Raw genomic sequence first — 16,008 nt, forward strand, 5'->3', positions numbered from 1 at the left:
ACGGGCACGAGCGGTCCTCCTCGACGTGATGTCGGACGGCTCACGGTCACATGGTGGGCTCAAGACCCCTTGGAGGTGGGCTCAAGAACGGTCCGAAGACCGCTCGGGACCGCTGATTCATGTCGGGGGCAACGCCGGGGGCCGAAACCCGGTGTCAGGCGACCGGAACGTACCGCGGCCCGCTCGGCGTTCCCCTGCCGACCGCGTGGATCAGGCCGTGGTCTGCGAGGACAGCGCCCGGTTGACAGCCTCGATGTACTGCCGCGGAGTCTCGGCCTCGTCCAGTGCCTCCCCGTCGAGCGCGACAGCGGAATCGCGCTCGACGATGCCGGTGACCTGGAGAAGCGCCAGGGAGTCGTAGCCGAGCTCGGCGAACCCGATGTCCAGTACGTCACCGTTCAGGTCATGGGTCTCGCTGTCGCCTCCACTGCTGCGCAGGAGGCCGATCAGGGTGGTGATGTCGAGCTGCTGCATGATGGTGCCTCTCTCTTCTCGTGTTGAGCACGGTCCGGGGAATCGGTCGGCCTACGGATCGGCGTGCCGGATCGGCGGCTCGCCGGCGGTCGGCACGTCTCAGGGCTGGGCGACGGGGGCCAGGAATGACGTGCGCCCGGCCACGGCCTCGAGTCGCCTCACGACGCGGCAGGCGCGACCCGTCAGACGAGGCAGCGCGTCGCCGCGTACGAAGAAGTGGTCGCCGTTCACGGTGCGGGTCGCCACCGGCCCGGCACTCCAGCGGCGCCAGCCGCCGGCTGTCGCGGGTGACACCAGCGGGTCACGGTTCCCGGACACCGCGAGCAGCGGCACCGGCAATGGTCCGTGCGAGGCTGCCGCTGTACGGGCGGCGACGCGCAGTGCACCGGCCAGGCGTAGATCGTCGCGGAGTACGGGGAGCGAGGCCCGGCGCCAGTACCGCCTCGCTTCGGCGCCCTCGGGCAGTGCTCCCAGCGTGCGGAGCAACTCCATCAGGTCCTCGTCGGAGCTGTCGCAGGCGTCGGCGAGCCTGCTGGTCTCGTCAGGGGGCGGGCAGGCGCCCACGGCGAGGAGTGCGGGCAGCGGCAGTCCTTCTTCGTGAAGAGCCTGGACGAGGGTGTGGGCCACCATCGCACCGAGGCTGTGTCCGTAGATCGCGTAGGGCTGTCCGGACGTGACGTGGATGCGGTCCATCAGGTCGGCGACCAGCGAGTCGCGATCGGTCAGGCGTGGTTCCCGGCGTCGGCGCTCACGGCCCGGCAGCAGCACGGGCACGGGTTCGACGCCCGGACCGATGCTGCGTGCCCAGCTGTGGAAGGCCGATACTCCCGCCCCTGCGTGCGCGAAGCAGTACAGCCGCACGGGCAATTCTGTGTCCGGCATCTCCGCCCTCCTCGTCCTGTGGGTGTCGCGCGGGCCTGTTCAGGCTCGCGGACAGCCCTAGAGGCGGGCTTGAAGCACAGCGGGCCGGCGCGTCAGGCGGCGTAGAGATCGAAGGTCGAGCTACGCCGGGGCGCGGTGGCCAGGTCGAGGGCGGGGTCCACGGCGAGCATCGCCTGGTGCAGACGCTGCATCTGCCGCGACGGTTCGACGCCCAGCTCCTCGATGAGTCTCATGCGCAGCTTTCGGTAGAGGTCGAGAGCCGCGGCCTGCCGGCCCGATCGGTACAGAGCCACCATGGCCTGCGAGTGAAGTCCTTCGTGCTGCTGGTGGCGTGCCGTCAGGTCCCGGAGCTCGGCAACGATCTCGTAGTGCCGTCCCAGCCGGAGATCCGCGTCTATCCGGCGCTCCACGGTGACCAGCTTGCTCTCCTCCAGCCGGAGCACCTCTATGGCCAGTACGGGACCGACACGCACGTCGACCAGGGCGGGGCCCTGCCACAGGGTCAGCGCCTGACGCAGGGTGTCCGCGGCACGTTCGTCGTCACCGGCTTCGAAGGCCGCCTGCCCTGCCGACACCCGTCGCTCGTATTCGTGCACGTCCGCGCTGTCCGACGGGATCTGCAGTACATATCCGCCGTGCCGGGTGGCGAGTACGTCTTTGGCGGTGTGCGGCGTGTTGGGTCCCATGGCTGTACCGAGCCGACGCCGCAGCTGCAGTATGTAGGTCTGCAGCGTGGTCAGCGCGCTGACCGGCGGGTTGGCGCCCCAGATCTCCTCCATCAGCGTCGGCACAGGCACGATCCGTCCCGGATACAGCGCGAGAAGTGACAGAATCTGACGTGGTTTTCCCGCTGTGGGGACAATGGATACACCATTGACCTCAGCTGTCAACGGCCCCAGAACCTGGATCTTCATAGCTGTTCCCCCATCACTCGTGAAGAACTTCCCGATTCATTCTCCGACACGGGCATACGAACCCCTTTGTCCGCATCCGCATCTACGGCTTCAAGCACCGTAGTGACTAAAAGCAGGGTGCTCCGGGTTTCTTGAGTCTTCGTCAAGCGGATCTCTGCTCTGCCGCGTGCTGCCGCAGAGCACTCCCCCTCTCCGCTTGCGTACACCGCTCGAGCGTGCCTGTGAGGGATCAGCCGGCGCGGGTCACGTGGGAGGCGAGCTCAGCGGCTGTTGCCGCCCCGTCACTGTGGGCCAGCAGGATCGAGCGCTGCAGTTGGCGCAGCGCGACCGAGGGTTCCAGGCTCAGCTCGCGCATGAGAGTCCCGCGCAGCTTCCGGTAGACGTCCAGCGCTTCGCTCCTGCGGCCCGAACGCTGCAGGGCGATCATGAACTGCCGGCACAGGTTCTCATGGGTGCGGTACCGACTGACCAGAAGGGTCAGCTCGGCGAGCAGTTCCCGATGCCGTCCCAGTTCCAGGTCAGCCTCGATACACCGGTCGAGCGCGCACAGCCGGCTCTCCTCCAGGCGCGCGGCCTCCATCTCCAACTGCTTGCCCAGCTGGACGTCGGCGAAGGGCGCCCCACGCCATATCGCGAGGGACTCACGCAGCAGCCGGGCACCGCCCGCGTGGTCTCCGTCACCGACGGCACGGTAGCCGCGTCCTGCGAGCCGCTCGAACTCCCGTACATCGCTGGCTCCGCCTCCGGTCTTGAGGAGGTAGCCACCCGGGCACGTCACGAGGACGTCCTTGGCGGACACGGTTTCCTTGTCGGGTCCTTGCGCCGACAGCGCGGCGGTGATGAGTTCGCGCAGCTGGAGCACGTACGTCTGGAGGGCGGTACGGGCGCTGCGCGGCGGCCGGCCGGCCCACAGCTCCTCGGTCAATGCGGACACGGGCACGACATGGTCTGCGAAGAATGCCAGGAGAGCGAGCACCTGTCGCACTTTGGGCATGGTGGGTGTGACGGAGATCCCGCCCTCCGTCACGACCAAAGCTCCCAGAATTTCGATATCCACGCCGCTCCCCCTGGAGTTCATCAGATTCTTCGTCCCCGCGGTCGATATGGGCTGGAAGACCCGAGCGACGAAAAGGCCTGGTCAGGTAATTCTGGCTTTTTCGCGGACGCGCACCCACGACCACACCAGGAAGATGCCTACCAAGCCAAGAGCGCCACAAAACCTCACCTCACTGCTGATTCCGGAGAGGGTTCGATAGTTCAGCCATCAATCTTTGGGGTCATGGCCGAAAAAGACTCTCGCTCTGGCAAAATCCTTACCGCATACGGCGTTCCAATTCGCTTGGAATCATTCCCTTAAACCCTGATTTCACACTTTGATATCATTTCATCCTCGCCTCTGCGCGGCGTCACCCGCACACGAAGACACCCCCCATCGCTGCAGTCCACGGGCCCATCACAGGAAGATTGATTACGCAATCAACTCTCTTGCCGAGACCGCCTCGACCGTCAGGATGTCCCGCTGCCGTAGCCGGCCGCGGTGCAGGTCGGAGGAGTGCGGGCCGACCCGGAGCTGATCCGGATCATGGCGCGGACCAGTGAGGGCGCCGCCGTCGCGTGTCCGGATTGTGGCCGTTCCTGGGAACGGCCACAATCCGGTATGTGTGGTGTGTCACTGACGAGGCGGTCGGTGGCCGCCCGATAGTGATCGAGTTATCGGTGCGCCGCCTGTAGTGCGAGCACCCCGAATGTTCGAAGACAACCTTCGTGGAACAGGTCGACGGACCGACCGTGCGGTCCAAAGACGCACACCCGCACTGCAGCAGTTGCTGAGGGCGGTCGCGGCGGCGCTTGCCGACAAGACCGCCGCCCGGCTGCTGCGTCATCCGCATCGACTGGTACTACAGCCTCAGGTCTTGAGGTTGTGATCGGTTCTGCCCGGGTTGTCGCCAGGGTCGTAGGCGGATGGGTAGGGGGTCGCCGCGCCGGTTGTAGTGGCTGACGGTGGCCCGGGTCTGGTGCAGGGCTCGCCAGTGGTGCTGCTGGAGGTGGTAGGCGTCGCTGTGGTGGGTGGTCAGGACGGTGGCCGCGAGGAGACAGGCGAGGGCCGGGACGGTCAGCCGGATCAGCGGAAGGCGCCGCTTCCCGCCGTCTCCTGGGCTTTTCCCTCGCCTGCCGGGTCCAGGCCGACGGCGCGCTGCCGGGGGAGATCGGGTTCTGGTTCTGGGTCGGGGTGGCGGGCGCGTTGGACGGTCAGGAAGGCCAGGGCGAGCATCGCGCAGGTGACGTGCCGGTGCCAGGAGGTCCAGCGGCGGACCTGGTACTGGCCCAGACCGGTGGTCTGCTTGGCGAGTTCGTTGTTCTCCTCGATCTTCCAGCGGACCCCGGCTCTCACGATCGCCTCGGTGACCGGGTCGGCGGCGGGGGCGTGGATGAGGAAGTACGCGTACTTGTAGTCGACGCGGCCGCCCGCCAGTTGCTTCTTCCCGGTGCTGCGGCGTATCAGCAGCCGATGGGCGAACCCGTCGGCCGGCATCTGTCCGGGCAGGGTGACCTCGAACCAGGTCCAGTCGTAGGCTCGCTGCCCCTTGGAGCCCTCGCCCTGGCTGCGGCGTTCCCACTGCTCGCGCACGATGGCGTAGTGCAGCAGGTCACCGGCCGCTGCGACCTTCGGCAGGTACGGCTTGCCCAGCGGACCCTGAACCGGCAGCGTGACGGGCACCGCGAGCACGTAGCGGATCTTCCGCTCCTGCAGCCAGGACCTGAGAGCGGGGTCCCTGCCGTAGTCCGCGTCGGCGGCCACCCAGGAGAACGGCAGCCCACCGGCCACCGCGCTCTGAAGCATGGCGATGCCCAGCTGCGGCTTGGTGGCGAAAGCGACCTCGTCGGGGACTCCGGCCGCCCGGCACCACTCACGATCGCCCGTCCAGGACCGCGGCAGGTACAGACGCCGGTCGCAGAAGGTGCGACCGCGCGCGGCGGCGTAGGTGAGCATCACCATGACCTGGCAGTTGCGGACGTCACCGGTCGTCCCGCAGTGCTGGTGGGCGACCCCGACGGGCCTGTCGCCCTTCTTGATCACCTGCGTGTCGTCCAGCACCAGCGTCGCACCCGGATCCCCCAACTCCCGTGCCACGTACGCCTGCACCTCGGCCAGCAGTCCCTCCGCGCTCCAGGACGCCTCGCCAAGGAACTTCTGGATCCGGTGCGGCGTGGCATGCCCGGCCCTCCCTGCCATCGTCCAGCCGTTCTTCCGGCTCAGGTCCGACAGCAACCCCTCGACGAGATCGGCGAACACCTCCCGCGGCTCCGGCCGGGCGAACAGATGCCCCAACCCGCCCGTCAGGGCAGCCAGTTCCTCCGCCCACCCCTCAACGTGCTCCGTACTCACATCCATCAGCATGACCGGACAACGATCAGCACCGATCACCAGTCACATGATCTGAGGCTGTAGTACGAGCGCCCGAGAGGGGCTCACTCCGCCAGCATTGCAATGCTAAGCGCTACCGCTCTACCTAACTTTTCGCCGGTCAATGCGATTTACATTCCGCTGGCGTCAGAGGCTCAGACAACGGCCTGAAGCTCCGCCGAAAAGGGTCTTCGGCGGAGCTTCTATTCACAAGCCGACGCGGCCGACACTCACTCCCATGCGGCCACTAGGTCCGCAGCCACGATGGCAACCGAACCGCACGTGAAGGCGATTTCGTGACTGAAACCGGACGGATGTGGAAGCACCTCATCCAATTGCAGGCTGCCCAAACGAGCCAGCATGCCGTCGGATTCTTTCGTGGACACATCGAGAGCCCGGACGTCCGAATACCGAATACGTAGACCGCCTACATGCTTCCATTCATTGGGCTCCAAGAACACTTCAAGAGCGATCAGGCCCTCACCATCAGTAAGGGTCATCTTGTTCAGCGTCAGATCCTTGACACAACGTGCACTTCGAAAATCATAGTGCCCGGGATCTGCCACAAATTCTGCTACACCGTCGGGAAGACTACCCGAGATATCGGGCAGTACATCCAGGTAGCCCTGGGGATCCAGGTAGTATCCGTACCGATCCGGAAGTGGTTCCACTCGCACATACTTCATCAGCAGCCGCCTGTGACGCGAGAACGTTTCCAGTTGTCACCCTTGATGTTCTCGGTACCCTTGGGACCGATCCGTCCCGCCGCTCGCATTTCACCCACAGCCAGTCCCTTCAGATTGTTGTAGACATCTCGCGGGACAGTGAGTCTTTCCTGGTAAGCGTCCGTCGCTCGCTGTGATCGCGAAGCTGACGCTGTGGCCCGTGCGGTCCCCAAGTCAGGGCAGGCGTAAGGCCCCTGGTAAGAACGATCTTGCGACGGATTGTTCTGACCGAGGGGCCTCACGTGTCGATCAGTGTCACATACACAGCCGTGCTCGATGTGAAGCGGTCCACCGCCGAGCACCTGGCCCGGCTGCTGCGCGATCACCGCATCGTGGCCGGAACCCGCAAGGGCAGACGTGTGCTGGGCTGCTTCCCACAGGCGGTGTTCATCCTGCGCTGGTTCCTCGACGGCACCCGGCTTTCCCAACTCGCCTGCGACAACGGCCTGTCGGCCTCCACCGCCTACCGCTACCTCCACGAGGGGCGACTTCGGCGGGGCCGGAAGCACGATGGTGTACGCGGGCGGACCTGTCCCCAAGCTGGACACCGTGGTACGCGACGGACCCAACGGCCCCGTGTTCATCGACGCCGAGGCTCAACTCAGCCGCTACCGAACACTCTTCCGTAGGGTAGAGACGGTGTCACTCGAACCCGAGCGTTCGCGTGACTTCATCCACAGGCTGGCCAAGGAGCTGTAGGAACATGACCACCCCTGACATCTGGCAGAAGTCGTCCTACTCCGGTGGCGGCCAGGGCGACGCCTGCGTCGAGATTGCGCACCGGCGCGCTCACATAGCCGTTCGCGACTCCAAGAGCCCGGCCCGAGCGACCCTCACCTTCCCGACCGGCGCCTTCGCCCCCTTCATCGAGTCCGTCAAGTCGCCCACCCGCAAAGCCACTTCCGCGCCCTGAGCCCGTCCGTCCCTCATGGACACCTACACTCTCGCCCATGATCTCCCTGGACGATCCGCGCTGGCCCGAACTCGATCACCGAGGTTGGTCAAAGAGGAAGGGAGCACAGGACGCCCTCTTCGTCCCCGACGAGTTGCGGTACATCGCAGCTCATCCGGCCACCTCCGGTGAGCGGTTCAACGACCTGTGGCCGTACCTGTGTTCCGAGGGCACCGCCTGGCCGGCGGCCTATGCCTCGGTGCCGTATCTCGTCGCCATCGCGCGCGGGCTTCCCGCCGCCGAGCGCGATGACTACCTCTACGTCGTCGGCCTCGTGGCCATCTGCTCCGGTGAACTCGGAGAGGTCCCGGACGATCTGCCCGACGACATCGCGGGCGCCTACCGCAACGCCCTCCCCGAGGCCCTGACCCTCCTGGCGGAGACGCTGACCACGGCGGAGCACGACCAGACCGCGACCCGCTACCTGCTCGCCGCCATGGCGGCGCTCAAAGGGCACCCCGAATACGCCGAGATACTCAACGACCTCGACGTCTACGCCGAATGCCAGTCCTGCGGCGAACACATGCTCGAACTCCCCGAGTAGCCGTGCCCGACGGCGGAGCCGCCCGCCGACGGCGCGATCGAACAGCGATGAACCGTCACCCTGCGCAGCCCGCGTCCGCTGACGTCGCCACTGGCGTCACCACCACGCAGAAGCCCCGCCGATCCCGGCGGGGCTTCACGTATGCCGTCACTTGCTCGATTGTGATCGAGACCGAACTGATTCAGCTCTGGCCGCTGCTCCCAGAGGCCCCATCAGCCAGCTTCATCGAAGGGGTTGGCTTCCATCGCCCTGTACTACCGCCTGGATGGAGATCGAATCTTCGGCTGGCCAAAGGAAGAATCCGACATCATTGCCGGGAGGCACCTCTGCGTCGGTCGGCAGATCATCGCCTTCCTTGAGTACGAGGATTTCAGGCGCGACTCCGCCCGTCGATCGCGAGAAGATCACGACCGGCGTTGCTTCGGCCTCCATGGCCGAAGCAGTTGCAGGCACGATATTTCGCCGGGAGGCCCACCGGACATCTGCGTCAAGATATGCCGTGACCAGGGAGTGTGGTCGAACGGATCCGGCAATCGCCGAGGTGTCCCCGTCGAAAACCAGATGCCATCGGTAGCCACAGTTTCCTTCCGCCCAGCGCTCCAGGATTGCAGTTGCGTCTCGTGATGGCCTGATGTTCTGTGCCAACTGCTCCCAGAATTTCTCATCTGCCGGACGGGAGACTGCCATTTTTGCGTCGTCTTCTTCTTCGCCGCAATTCACAGAAACCAAATGCAACCCTAGACGTTTCACCTCCTCCAGGCAGTGCACCGCATCCGGTTGGATCTCTACCGAGATGTAGAAGTCAGTCTCGACCGCCACTCGCAGGGCGTGTCCACTTTCCAGAGTGCAAGAGATCAAGCCATGTCGGAGCATCCGCCTGAGCAGTCTGAGGGCGGTGTGTCGCTCAACGGAGCGGCCGTCGTAAGCGGCACCGAGCCAGGGCGGCGGAGGCTCGTTGAGAACTAGGTTTCTCAACGTAAATCTGTCCGCCTGCATCGCGTCGGCCAGAGATTCCACGGCGGAGATGTACAAATCCTCCACTCGCTGATACTCGGCAGCTGTCAGTACCTCGCCGTTGAAAGACTTGCCGACATCTCCGAAGGAAGTCCAGTCGGCAATGACACCGCTACGCATGGACTCGTCATATTTGGAGACGAGGAAACAAAGGCTCATGGGCGAATCCATTTCAGTCCACCGAACTCGTCCAGCTCGTAGGAACCGCTCCGGAGCGTACTCCTGGTTGTTTGGAGCGACTCAACGGTAGGCCCGGCCTTGAAAAGTCCGCCCCCGTGTCCAGTCATATCTTGAGTCACAAACCTCTCCGACGCCGGCGCCTTCTTGTTCTGCCAAATTTTCGCCGCCCCTCGACCTGCCGAATTGTTATTGGTCACCTTGTAACCGAGGCGCTCAATGACCTGGTTGGACTGAGCCTTGGTGAGAATCGGCCCTTCGCAGGAACTGTTGTGAACGAGTACCGGCGTCTGACCCGCCAGAACATAGTACGTGTGGAGATCGGCGACGGTGAGGTTGTACATGTCTGCCGTGCCCGGGCGGGACACCACGCGGGTCAGGGTCACCTGGCTGTTGTCGGCGCCCTTGAGGGTGTGGCCCGGTGTGAGCCGGCCGGCCTCGACCCAGGTGAGGGTCGTGGCGTCCCAGAAGGGGTGCAGGGAGGTGGTGTGGACGCTGACTGTCTTGCCGTCCGGACCGCGGATCTCGAGGTCGACGAGGTCGTCGTCGCGGTGGAGAAGTTCGGCCGTCACCGCACGCGGACCGCGCTTGCCGGTCTTGGGGTCCTTGGCGATGACCTTGTCGCCGATCCTCACATCTGCGATGGGCTTGGTGGTGCCGTCGGCCATGAGGACCTCGGTGCGGGGGTCGAAGCTGTTCCGGCAGCCACGCGCCGTCTTCCCCTCGGCTCCCATGGCACCGCCGAGATAACCCAGGAACATCGTATTGACGGCGTCCTCAATGACGTTGCCGCGTGCCACGGCTGCTGCCTTCTCGTCGCACTCCTCGGCGTGGGATACGCAGTAGTTGGCCGCGATTTCCTTGGCCGTCTCGACGTCCGCGTCGTCACCCTTGTGCAGCATGTAGAGATTGGCCTGACGGCATCCCTCGCGCCCGTAGCAGGCGTCGCCCCGCAGGCCCTTCTGGGAATTCTCGTAGATGGGGTTGTACCAGAAGTCGTTGGTGAACTCCCCGTCCATCGCGCTGGCCCAGTAGTCCTGCAGCTTGTACGTGTCGTTCGTGACCGGGGTGTACGCCGCCACCCAGATCTTCTTCGCCTGGGCCCGCTTGTAGATGTTGCCGCGGTGGTAGTCGGACGTGCCGGTGGCGGCGTCGTAGCCGACTTCCTTCTGCTGGTGCTTGCTGCAGAACTTGACGTCGTACTGGCAGGAGTTGGGCTTGGAGCCGATCTCTGTTCCCGCCGGGTCGGAGTAGGTGAGGGGGTTGTTGTTGGCGTAGGTGTAGCCGTTCATCTGCTGCGGGTCGCCGGCCGTGAAGACCGGGTCGACCGACAGGAATCGGCCCGTGGCGGAGTCGTACTCGCGCGCACCGAGGTGGGTGAGACCCGTGGCGGTGTCGGTGGTGCCGCCGACGAAACCTCTGGTGCCGGTCCACGTGGTCGGCACGGTGCCACGCAGCCCGCCGAACGGCAGCGTGCGGCGCTGGGTCAGCGCCTGGGTGGTGGCGTTGACAGACAGTTGGGCGGTGCCGTGGTGGTCGGCCAGGGTGAAGGAGATGGTGCCGTCGTTGGCCTGGACGGCCTGGTGGCCGCCGCCGAGGTCGAAGTAGCGGGTGCCCTTGGCGGCCGTGGCGCCCTTGGCCAGGGTGATCTCAGTGGCGCCCAGGTAGAGCGTGGTCTCCGTCGGGGTCCGGCCGATCAGACGGTTGCCCTCCGCGTCGTACAGGTAGTCGGTGACCTTGTCGCTGCTGCCCTCCACCGGCTGGGTGACCTTGGTGAGGTGGCCCTCGGCGTCCCAGTCCAGGGTCTGGGAGGTGCCGTTGCCCAGCAGACGAGTGCGGGTGTTGCCCGCGACGTCATAAGTGAAGCTGTCGGTGGACTTCACCGTGCCGACGGTGGTATCCACCGAGCCCAGGGTGTGCGGCCGGACCGCACCCGGATCCGGGTAGTGGTAGGTCCGGTTGGTGTCCGAGGCACCCGCCGTGGCGCCGTGCTGGGTCTCGGTGAGCCGGTTGCCGACCTTGTCGTAGGTGTAGGAGGTCCAGTACGGGGCCGGACCGCCCAGCACACCGGTGGTGGGTGCGGTGGCACAGCCGGTGGTCGACTGGGCCCAGGCCTCCTTCACCCGGCCGAGGTAGTCGTAGCCGAAGCACTGGTTGTCGGTGCCGGAGCGTGAGGTGTCCCTGACGGACAGGACGTTGCCCGCCTCGTCGTAGGAGTAGGTGTTGTACTGGTCGACGCCGGTGACGTCCTGACGGTCCACCCGTGAGGTGTCCAGCCGCTGGGTGCCCCACTGATAGGTGTTGGTCTCGTACGTCGTCTTGCCGCCGTTCGCGGCCAGCGAGTACTGCAGCGGCTTGCCGGTGAGGCTGTAGCTGGTGCTCGCGGTCAGGTTCAGCGGGCCGCTGACCCCGATGGGCCGCAGGGTGCCGTCCTCGTAGGTGTAGGCGACGGTGTTGGCGGCCAGGTCACCGGCCTTGGGATAGCCGACGCCCTGCACCGTGCCCGACGCGTTGTAGGTGGTCGTCGACAGATAGGTGCCTGCCAGCGCTCCCTCGGCCGACGGGATGGTCACCGAGGAGCGCAGCGGCCGGTACAGACGGTCGTACGCGACGACGCTCGTCTTGTACTCCTGGCCACCGCTGTAACGGGAGCTGGACGTGAGCTGGCCCTTGGCGCCGCTGATCGTGTCGTAGACCCACTTGGCCCGCAGCGTGCCGGTCGAGGAGGTGTCCCGCAGCTCGGTCTGGCGGCCCAGACCGTCGTAGAGGGCGGCCAGGACGGTGCCGCGGGCATCCTTGGTGCTGGTCGCCTGGGAGCGGTCGTCGTAGTCGGTGTGGCTGGCGCCCTTGTCGGGGTCGGTCGTGTCGGTGAGCCGGCCCATCAGGTCGTACGTCCACGTCCAGGCGTTGCCCGCCGGGTCGGTGACCCTGATCGGCTCGCCGCGCGGCGAGTAGCCGTACGACGTGGCGTCGTAGGCGGCGTCGGCGTCACGGGAGTGCAGGAGGCGCACTTCGGTCGTGAGGCCGCGGGCGTCGGTGACGGTGGTCTGTGCGGTGCCACCGACCGGCGGGATGACCGTGGTCCGATCGCCGCCGTAGATCGTCTTCGTGACGTTGAGGACGGCTCCGCCGTCGCCGTTGCCGGCGATCTGCCGTATCTCGGTCGCCCGGCCCAGGCCATCGTAGGCGTAACGGTTCTGGGTCTCCACGCTCAGCGCGTTCTCAGGCTTGAACAGGGTCGTGGAGGGGGCGGTGGTGTCGGTGTAGTAAGTGGCGAACTCCTTGGCTGTCAGGCCGCGTTCGTCGTAGAAGGTGTCCGCCAGCAGTGTTCCGCCGGTCGGACCCGGGGCCTGCGTCTGCCGGGCTCGCAGGAAGCCGTCGTAGAAGGCGTACGAGGTGTCCTGCGCACCCGAGTTGCCGATGGTTTTGGTGGACACCACGACCGGCTTGCCGTCGGTGATGGTGTAGCCGAACTCGAAGCTGGGAGTCTGGCTCGTGGTCCGGTCCGCCTGCCACACCTTGGTGGTGCGGCCCAACGCGTCGTAGGCGTAGGTGATGACCTTCCCGTTGGTGTCGGTCTCCGTGAGCGGCTGCCCGCGCAGCGTGTCGAAGGCTGTGCTCGATGTCTGCGTGGTCGTGCTGTCCCCGGGCGTGGCGGGCGGGGTGGTCACCGTGCTGCTCGTCAAGAACCCCGTGGTCGGGACATACGCGGTGGTGGTGGTCCGGCCGTCGGTGCGGGCAGTCCTGGTGAGCGCACCCGCGGAGGTGACCGTGACGTCGGCGGTCAGGTCGGTGGTGGTCAGCGCCCGTCCGTAGCCGTCGTAGGTGGAGGTGGACTCCAGGTAGACCGCGCTGGAACCGCTGTATGTCTTGAGTTTCGCGGTCCTGGTGACGTCACCCTTGGTCGGTGCCGCACCGTACGCCCCGCCGTCGTAGGCGCTGCGGACGTCGGACATGACGTCGGCCGGGCGGCTGGTGGTCGCGTCGCACGCCTTGGCGACCGTCTCGACCCGCACCGGGGCGTCCGCGGGGATACCGCCGGAGACGTAGGTGGTGCGGGTGCACTGGTCGTCGGTTGCGGTCGTCGTGTCGCCGAGGTCCTCGCTCTGGGTGACAAGGCCGGTGGTGGTGTCGTGGGTGTCGGACCCTGAGGTCATCTGCCACTTGGCGCCCGCGCCGTCATCCAGCGAGGTCCACGACCTGGAGGACGCGGTCCCGGTGAAGTTGGCGGTGACGGTGCCCCAGGTCCGGACCTTCTTCGCGGTCTGCTGGTACCAGGGCCGAGTCACCGACTTGGAGAGCACCTTGCCGCCGGGGGCGGAGTAGCCGACGGTCTTGTACGCGAAGCCGGCCTGCGACTCGTGGTCGGTGATCGGGTCGCCCTCACCCGAGTCGAGGGTGACCGAGACGCTCTTGGTGCCGCCGGAGGAACTCTGACGGTCGCCGTCCATACCGCGCAGGAAGTACGTGTCCGCCTGCGACTTCATCGCCGAGGCGCCGCCCTGGCCACCGGTGCGTACCCGTACGTGGCCGTAACCGCGCCACTGCGACCAGGTCTTGGACTTCTCCTTGGTCATCCCGTCGTCATCGTCGTAGTGCCAGGCCGCACCGTCCAGGTAGTCGTACATGGTGACCTGGTCGGGCGAGCCGCCGGTACGGTCCGTCGAGGTGACCGTGCTCACGACGTACTTGTTGAACCACTGGCGGTCCGGGTCGTCGGTGGAGCTGCCGCCGATGTACTGGGGGAAGCAGCGGGTGGTGTTGGTCTCCGGGATGGGCAGGGCCGCTGCGTCACAGACCGGGGCCGAGTAGCCGACGTCGATCTGGCCGCCGGACTCGTCCGCGACGGTGGACAGCCGGGACTTGATGTAGGGGGCGTAGCCGTCGCCGGTCGAGTCGAGACGGTTGGCGAGCTGGGTGTAGGCGAGGGTGACCTTCGGCAGGGTGATCGAGGCCGTGCCGTCGTAGCCTGTGCGCTCGATGGAGTCCAGCAGCAGCTGGTAGTCGGTGTCGGCCATGCCCCACCGGTGGGTGAGCTTCCAGCCGTCGACGTTGCTGTAGGCGCCGGACACCAGCACCTGGGTGGTGACGCCGGTCAGCCGCTTGCGGGTGAAGAACGCCGGGGAGGACCGGCCGTTGTCGCAGTCGGTGCCCGCCTCGCAGTTCAGGTCCCACGGCGTGTCGTACCAGTACTGCGAGCCCGTGGAGATGGACGAGCAGGTGGTCGAGCTGTCGGGGATGCACCGCTCGCTGTTGGTGAAGTTGACCTTGGCCAGTGCCTTCGCCGAGTACATGGCGGTGGCCTTCAGCCCGTACTCGATCCGGTCCAGCGTCCCGCCACGTACGTACGGGGTGTCGTCGGCGGCCTTGAGGTTGCGGCCGTAGGAGTTGGTCTCCTTGTCGTAGTAGTACGCGGCCGCGTTGCCGTGCCGGTCCACGACGTAGTCGAGGTTCCAGCGCCAGCCCTGCTGGCACCAGGACGCCGCGAACGTGGAGGCGTTGCACGGCTCACCGGAGTTGTTGCCGAAGACCGGCACCGTCCACGTCGAGTCGGTGGTCTCGTTGCCGCTCGCCCAGCCCGGCAGCCTGTTGTAGCCGAAGAAGTACTGCGTACCGTCGGGGGTCGTCACCCGCCAGTACTCGTCGTTGCGCGCCCCGTTGGACCGCACGTCGGACGTGGAGCCGTAGATCCGGTCGATCTTCGTGCCGTCGTCGTTCTGCAGCTTCCAGGAGTTGGTGCCGTTGGGCACCAACTCTCCGCCGGAGCCGTTCAGCGACAGCGTGGCGTTGTCGTACGCCCAGCACTGATCGCCCGGCTTGTTCCCGTCGGCGTTGGTCGCCCCGTCGTCCGTGCACCCCTTGTAGCTGCGCTCGATGAAACCGGGCGCCAGGTCGAAGCCGTCACCGACCCACGACGCCTGGTTGTTGGTGTTCCCCGTCCGGCCGTCGACACCGCCGGAGGAGTACGACAGCCCGACCTGCGGAGTCAGGCCACCGGGCACCTGCGGCACCGCCATGTCGTACGACCACGCGAAGGAACCGCTGCTCTGGTCCGTGGACCAGGTCGACGAGGCGGCCAGGGACGTGGCCTTGTAGTCACCCTTGTCACTGCTCGCCGAAGCGGTCGCCGCCAGCACGGTCGCGGTGCTAGCGCTGAGGGCGACCGCCTGCGTGGTCAGCGTCTGCTTCTCGGTGTCGTTGACGGTCTGGACCGGCTGGGTGGTACGGCACTGCGGTTTCTGCGGTGTCGTCAACGCACACGCGGGCAGTTGGACGAGGGTCAGCCTGGACGCGTATCCGCCGCCGTACAGGCCCGCGAACGAGGAGTAGTCCAGCCCGGCGCGCACCTTGCCGCCGCGTTGGGCACCGCCCTGACGGGGAGTCAGGGTGAAGACGGGTCCGTCGACGCCCGTCTTCCGTGCCGCCGCGCGGGACAGCGCGCCTACGGTGTAGGTGCCGGTGGCCGCGTCAGCGGACCGCTCGACGCGCGTGTCCAGGGTGAGCGGCAGCCCCTTGACCCGGGTCGCCCCCTGCCTCAGCGTCACCGCCGCGGCGGTCGCCTTCGGCCAGCTGGTGGCCGGCACCTCGGCGGGCGTACGGGGCCCCTTCGTCACCTTACGGGGCACCGCCTTGCCCGCCGGGCCACCGGCGACCGGCGACTCGGCCTGCGGCAACGCCGGCTTCGCCCAGCCCTGCGCGACGGCGGGCACGCCCGACGCCTGGAGCAGGGTCGCGGTCAGCACGGCGGCCGTGGCTATCGCCACCCGGCGCCAAGGCCTGCCTGTTCTTGCTCGTGATCCGGTCTGCATGAGGTCTGTCTTTCTCCCGTTGAGTGCTCCGCGGGCAGCGTGGTACCGCGCACGGCGGAGCGAAGCAGGTGGCCGGGAACGGGCCGGCCGCACGTGGCGGCCGGCCCGTTC

General features: G+C 66.6%; 10 protein-coding genes and 2 pseudogenes. 4 read left to right on the forward strand and 8 right to left on the reverse strand.

The genetic code is table 11. From position 1 onward, the window contains the following. Window positions 1–210: 210 nt before the first annotated feature. From G3I71_RS19595 to G3I71_RS19620, 6 genes are all read right to left on the reverse strand, one after another. Window positions 211–474: an acyl carrier protein gene (locus G3I71_RS19595; protein WP_164316108.1), complete on the reverse strand. Its 264-nt coding sequence runs from the start codon at window positions 472–474 to the stop codon at window positions 211–213. Between the two features lie 99 nt (window positions 475–573). Continuing rightward, entirely contained in the window at window positions 574–1,356 is a 783-nt protein-coding gene (locus tag G3I71_RS19600) for a thioesterase II family protein (RefSeq protein WP_164316109.1), read from the reverse strand. A 92-nt stretch (window positions 1,357–1,448) separates the two neighbouring features. Further along, complete coding sequence (locus G3I71_RS19605) at window positions 1,449–2,270, reverse strand: AfsR/SARP family transcriptional regulator (RefSeq protein WP_164316110.1); 822 nt, start codon at window positions 2,268–2,270, stop codon at window positions 1,449–1,451. A gap of 229 nt (window positions 2,271–2,499) precedes the next feature. Next, a complete protein-coding gene (locus G3I71_RS19610) occupies window positions 2,500–3,327 on the reverse strand; it encodes an AfsR/SARP family transcriptional regulator (RefSeq protein WP_164316111.1) in 828 nt (275 codons plus the stop codon). Window positions 3,328–4,392: 1,065 nt separating this feature from the next. Then, a complete protein-coding gene (locus G3I71_RS19615; protein ID WP_203730811.1) occupies window positions 4,393–5,658 on the reverse strand; it encodes an IS701 family transposase in 1,266 nt (421 codons plus the stop codon). 248 nt (window positions 5,659–5,906) lie between these two features. After that, window positions 5,907–6,362: a hypothetical protein gene (locus G3I71_RS19620; protein ID WP_164316112.1), complete on the reverse strand. Its 456-nt coding sequence runs from the start codon at window positions 6,360–6,362 to the stop codon at window positions 5,907–5,909. Window positions 6,363–6,679: 317 nt separating this feature from the next. On the opposite strand from G3I71_RS19620, the pseudogene G3I71_RS19625 reads away from it, so the two are divergent. From G3I71_RS19625 to G3I71_RS19640, 4 genes and pseudogenes are all read left to right on the forward strand, one after another. Then, window positions 6,680–6,886 (forward strand): annotated as a pseudogene (locus G3I71_RS19625) (IS5/IS1182 family transposase); the annotation flags it as partial. 4 nt (window positions 6,887–6,890) lie between these two features. Further along, window positions 6,891–7,100 (forward strand): annotated as a pseudogene (locus G3I71_RS51185) (Scr1 family TA system antitoxin-like transcriptional regulator); the annotation flags it as partial. Window positions 7,101–7,104: 4 nt separating this feature from the next. Continuing rightward, the gene (locus G3I71_RS19635; protein ID WP_164316113.1) at window positions 7,105–7,314 is read left to right on the forward strand and encodes a DUF397 domain-containing protein; all 210 of its coding nucleotides are present in this window, start codon (window positions 7,105–7,107) and stop codon (window positions 7,312–7,314) included. Window positions 7,315–7,351: 37 nt separating this feature from the next. Further along, complete coding sequence (locus G3I71_RS19640; RefSeq protein ID WP_164316114.1) at window positions 7,352–7,897, forward strand: hypothetical protein; 546 nt, start codon at window positions 7,352–7,354, stop codon at window positions 7,895–7,897. A gap of 222 nt (window positions 7,898–8,119) precedes the next feature. On the opposite strand, the gene G3I71_RS19645 is transcribed toward G3I71_RS19640, so the two are convergent. Beyond that, window positions 8,120–9,082, reverse strand: a complete 963-nt coding sequence (locus G3I71_RS19645; protein ID WP_164316115.1) for a hypothetical protein — start codon at window positions 9,080–9,082, stop codon at window positions 8,120–8,122. Then, window positions 9,067–15,897 carry a polymorphic toxin-type HINT domain-containing protein gene (locus G3I71_RS19650; protein WP_164316116.1) on the reverse strand — a complete coding sequence of 2,277 codons (6,831 nt, stop codon included), beginning with the start codon at window positions 15,895–15,897 and terminating at the stop codon, window positions 9,067–9,069. Before G3I71_RS19650 ends, G3I71_RS19645 begins: the two co-directional genes overlap by 16 nt. Window positions 15,898–16,008: the final 111 nt, after the last annotated feature.

The organism is Streptomyces sp. SID12501 (assembly GCF_010550245.1).
GTDB lineage: Bacteria > Actinomycetota > Actinomycetes > Streptomycetales > Streptomycetaceae > Streptomyces.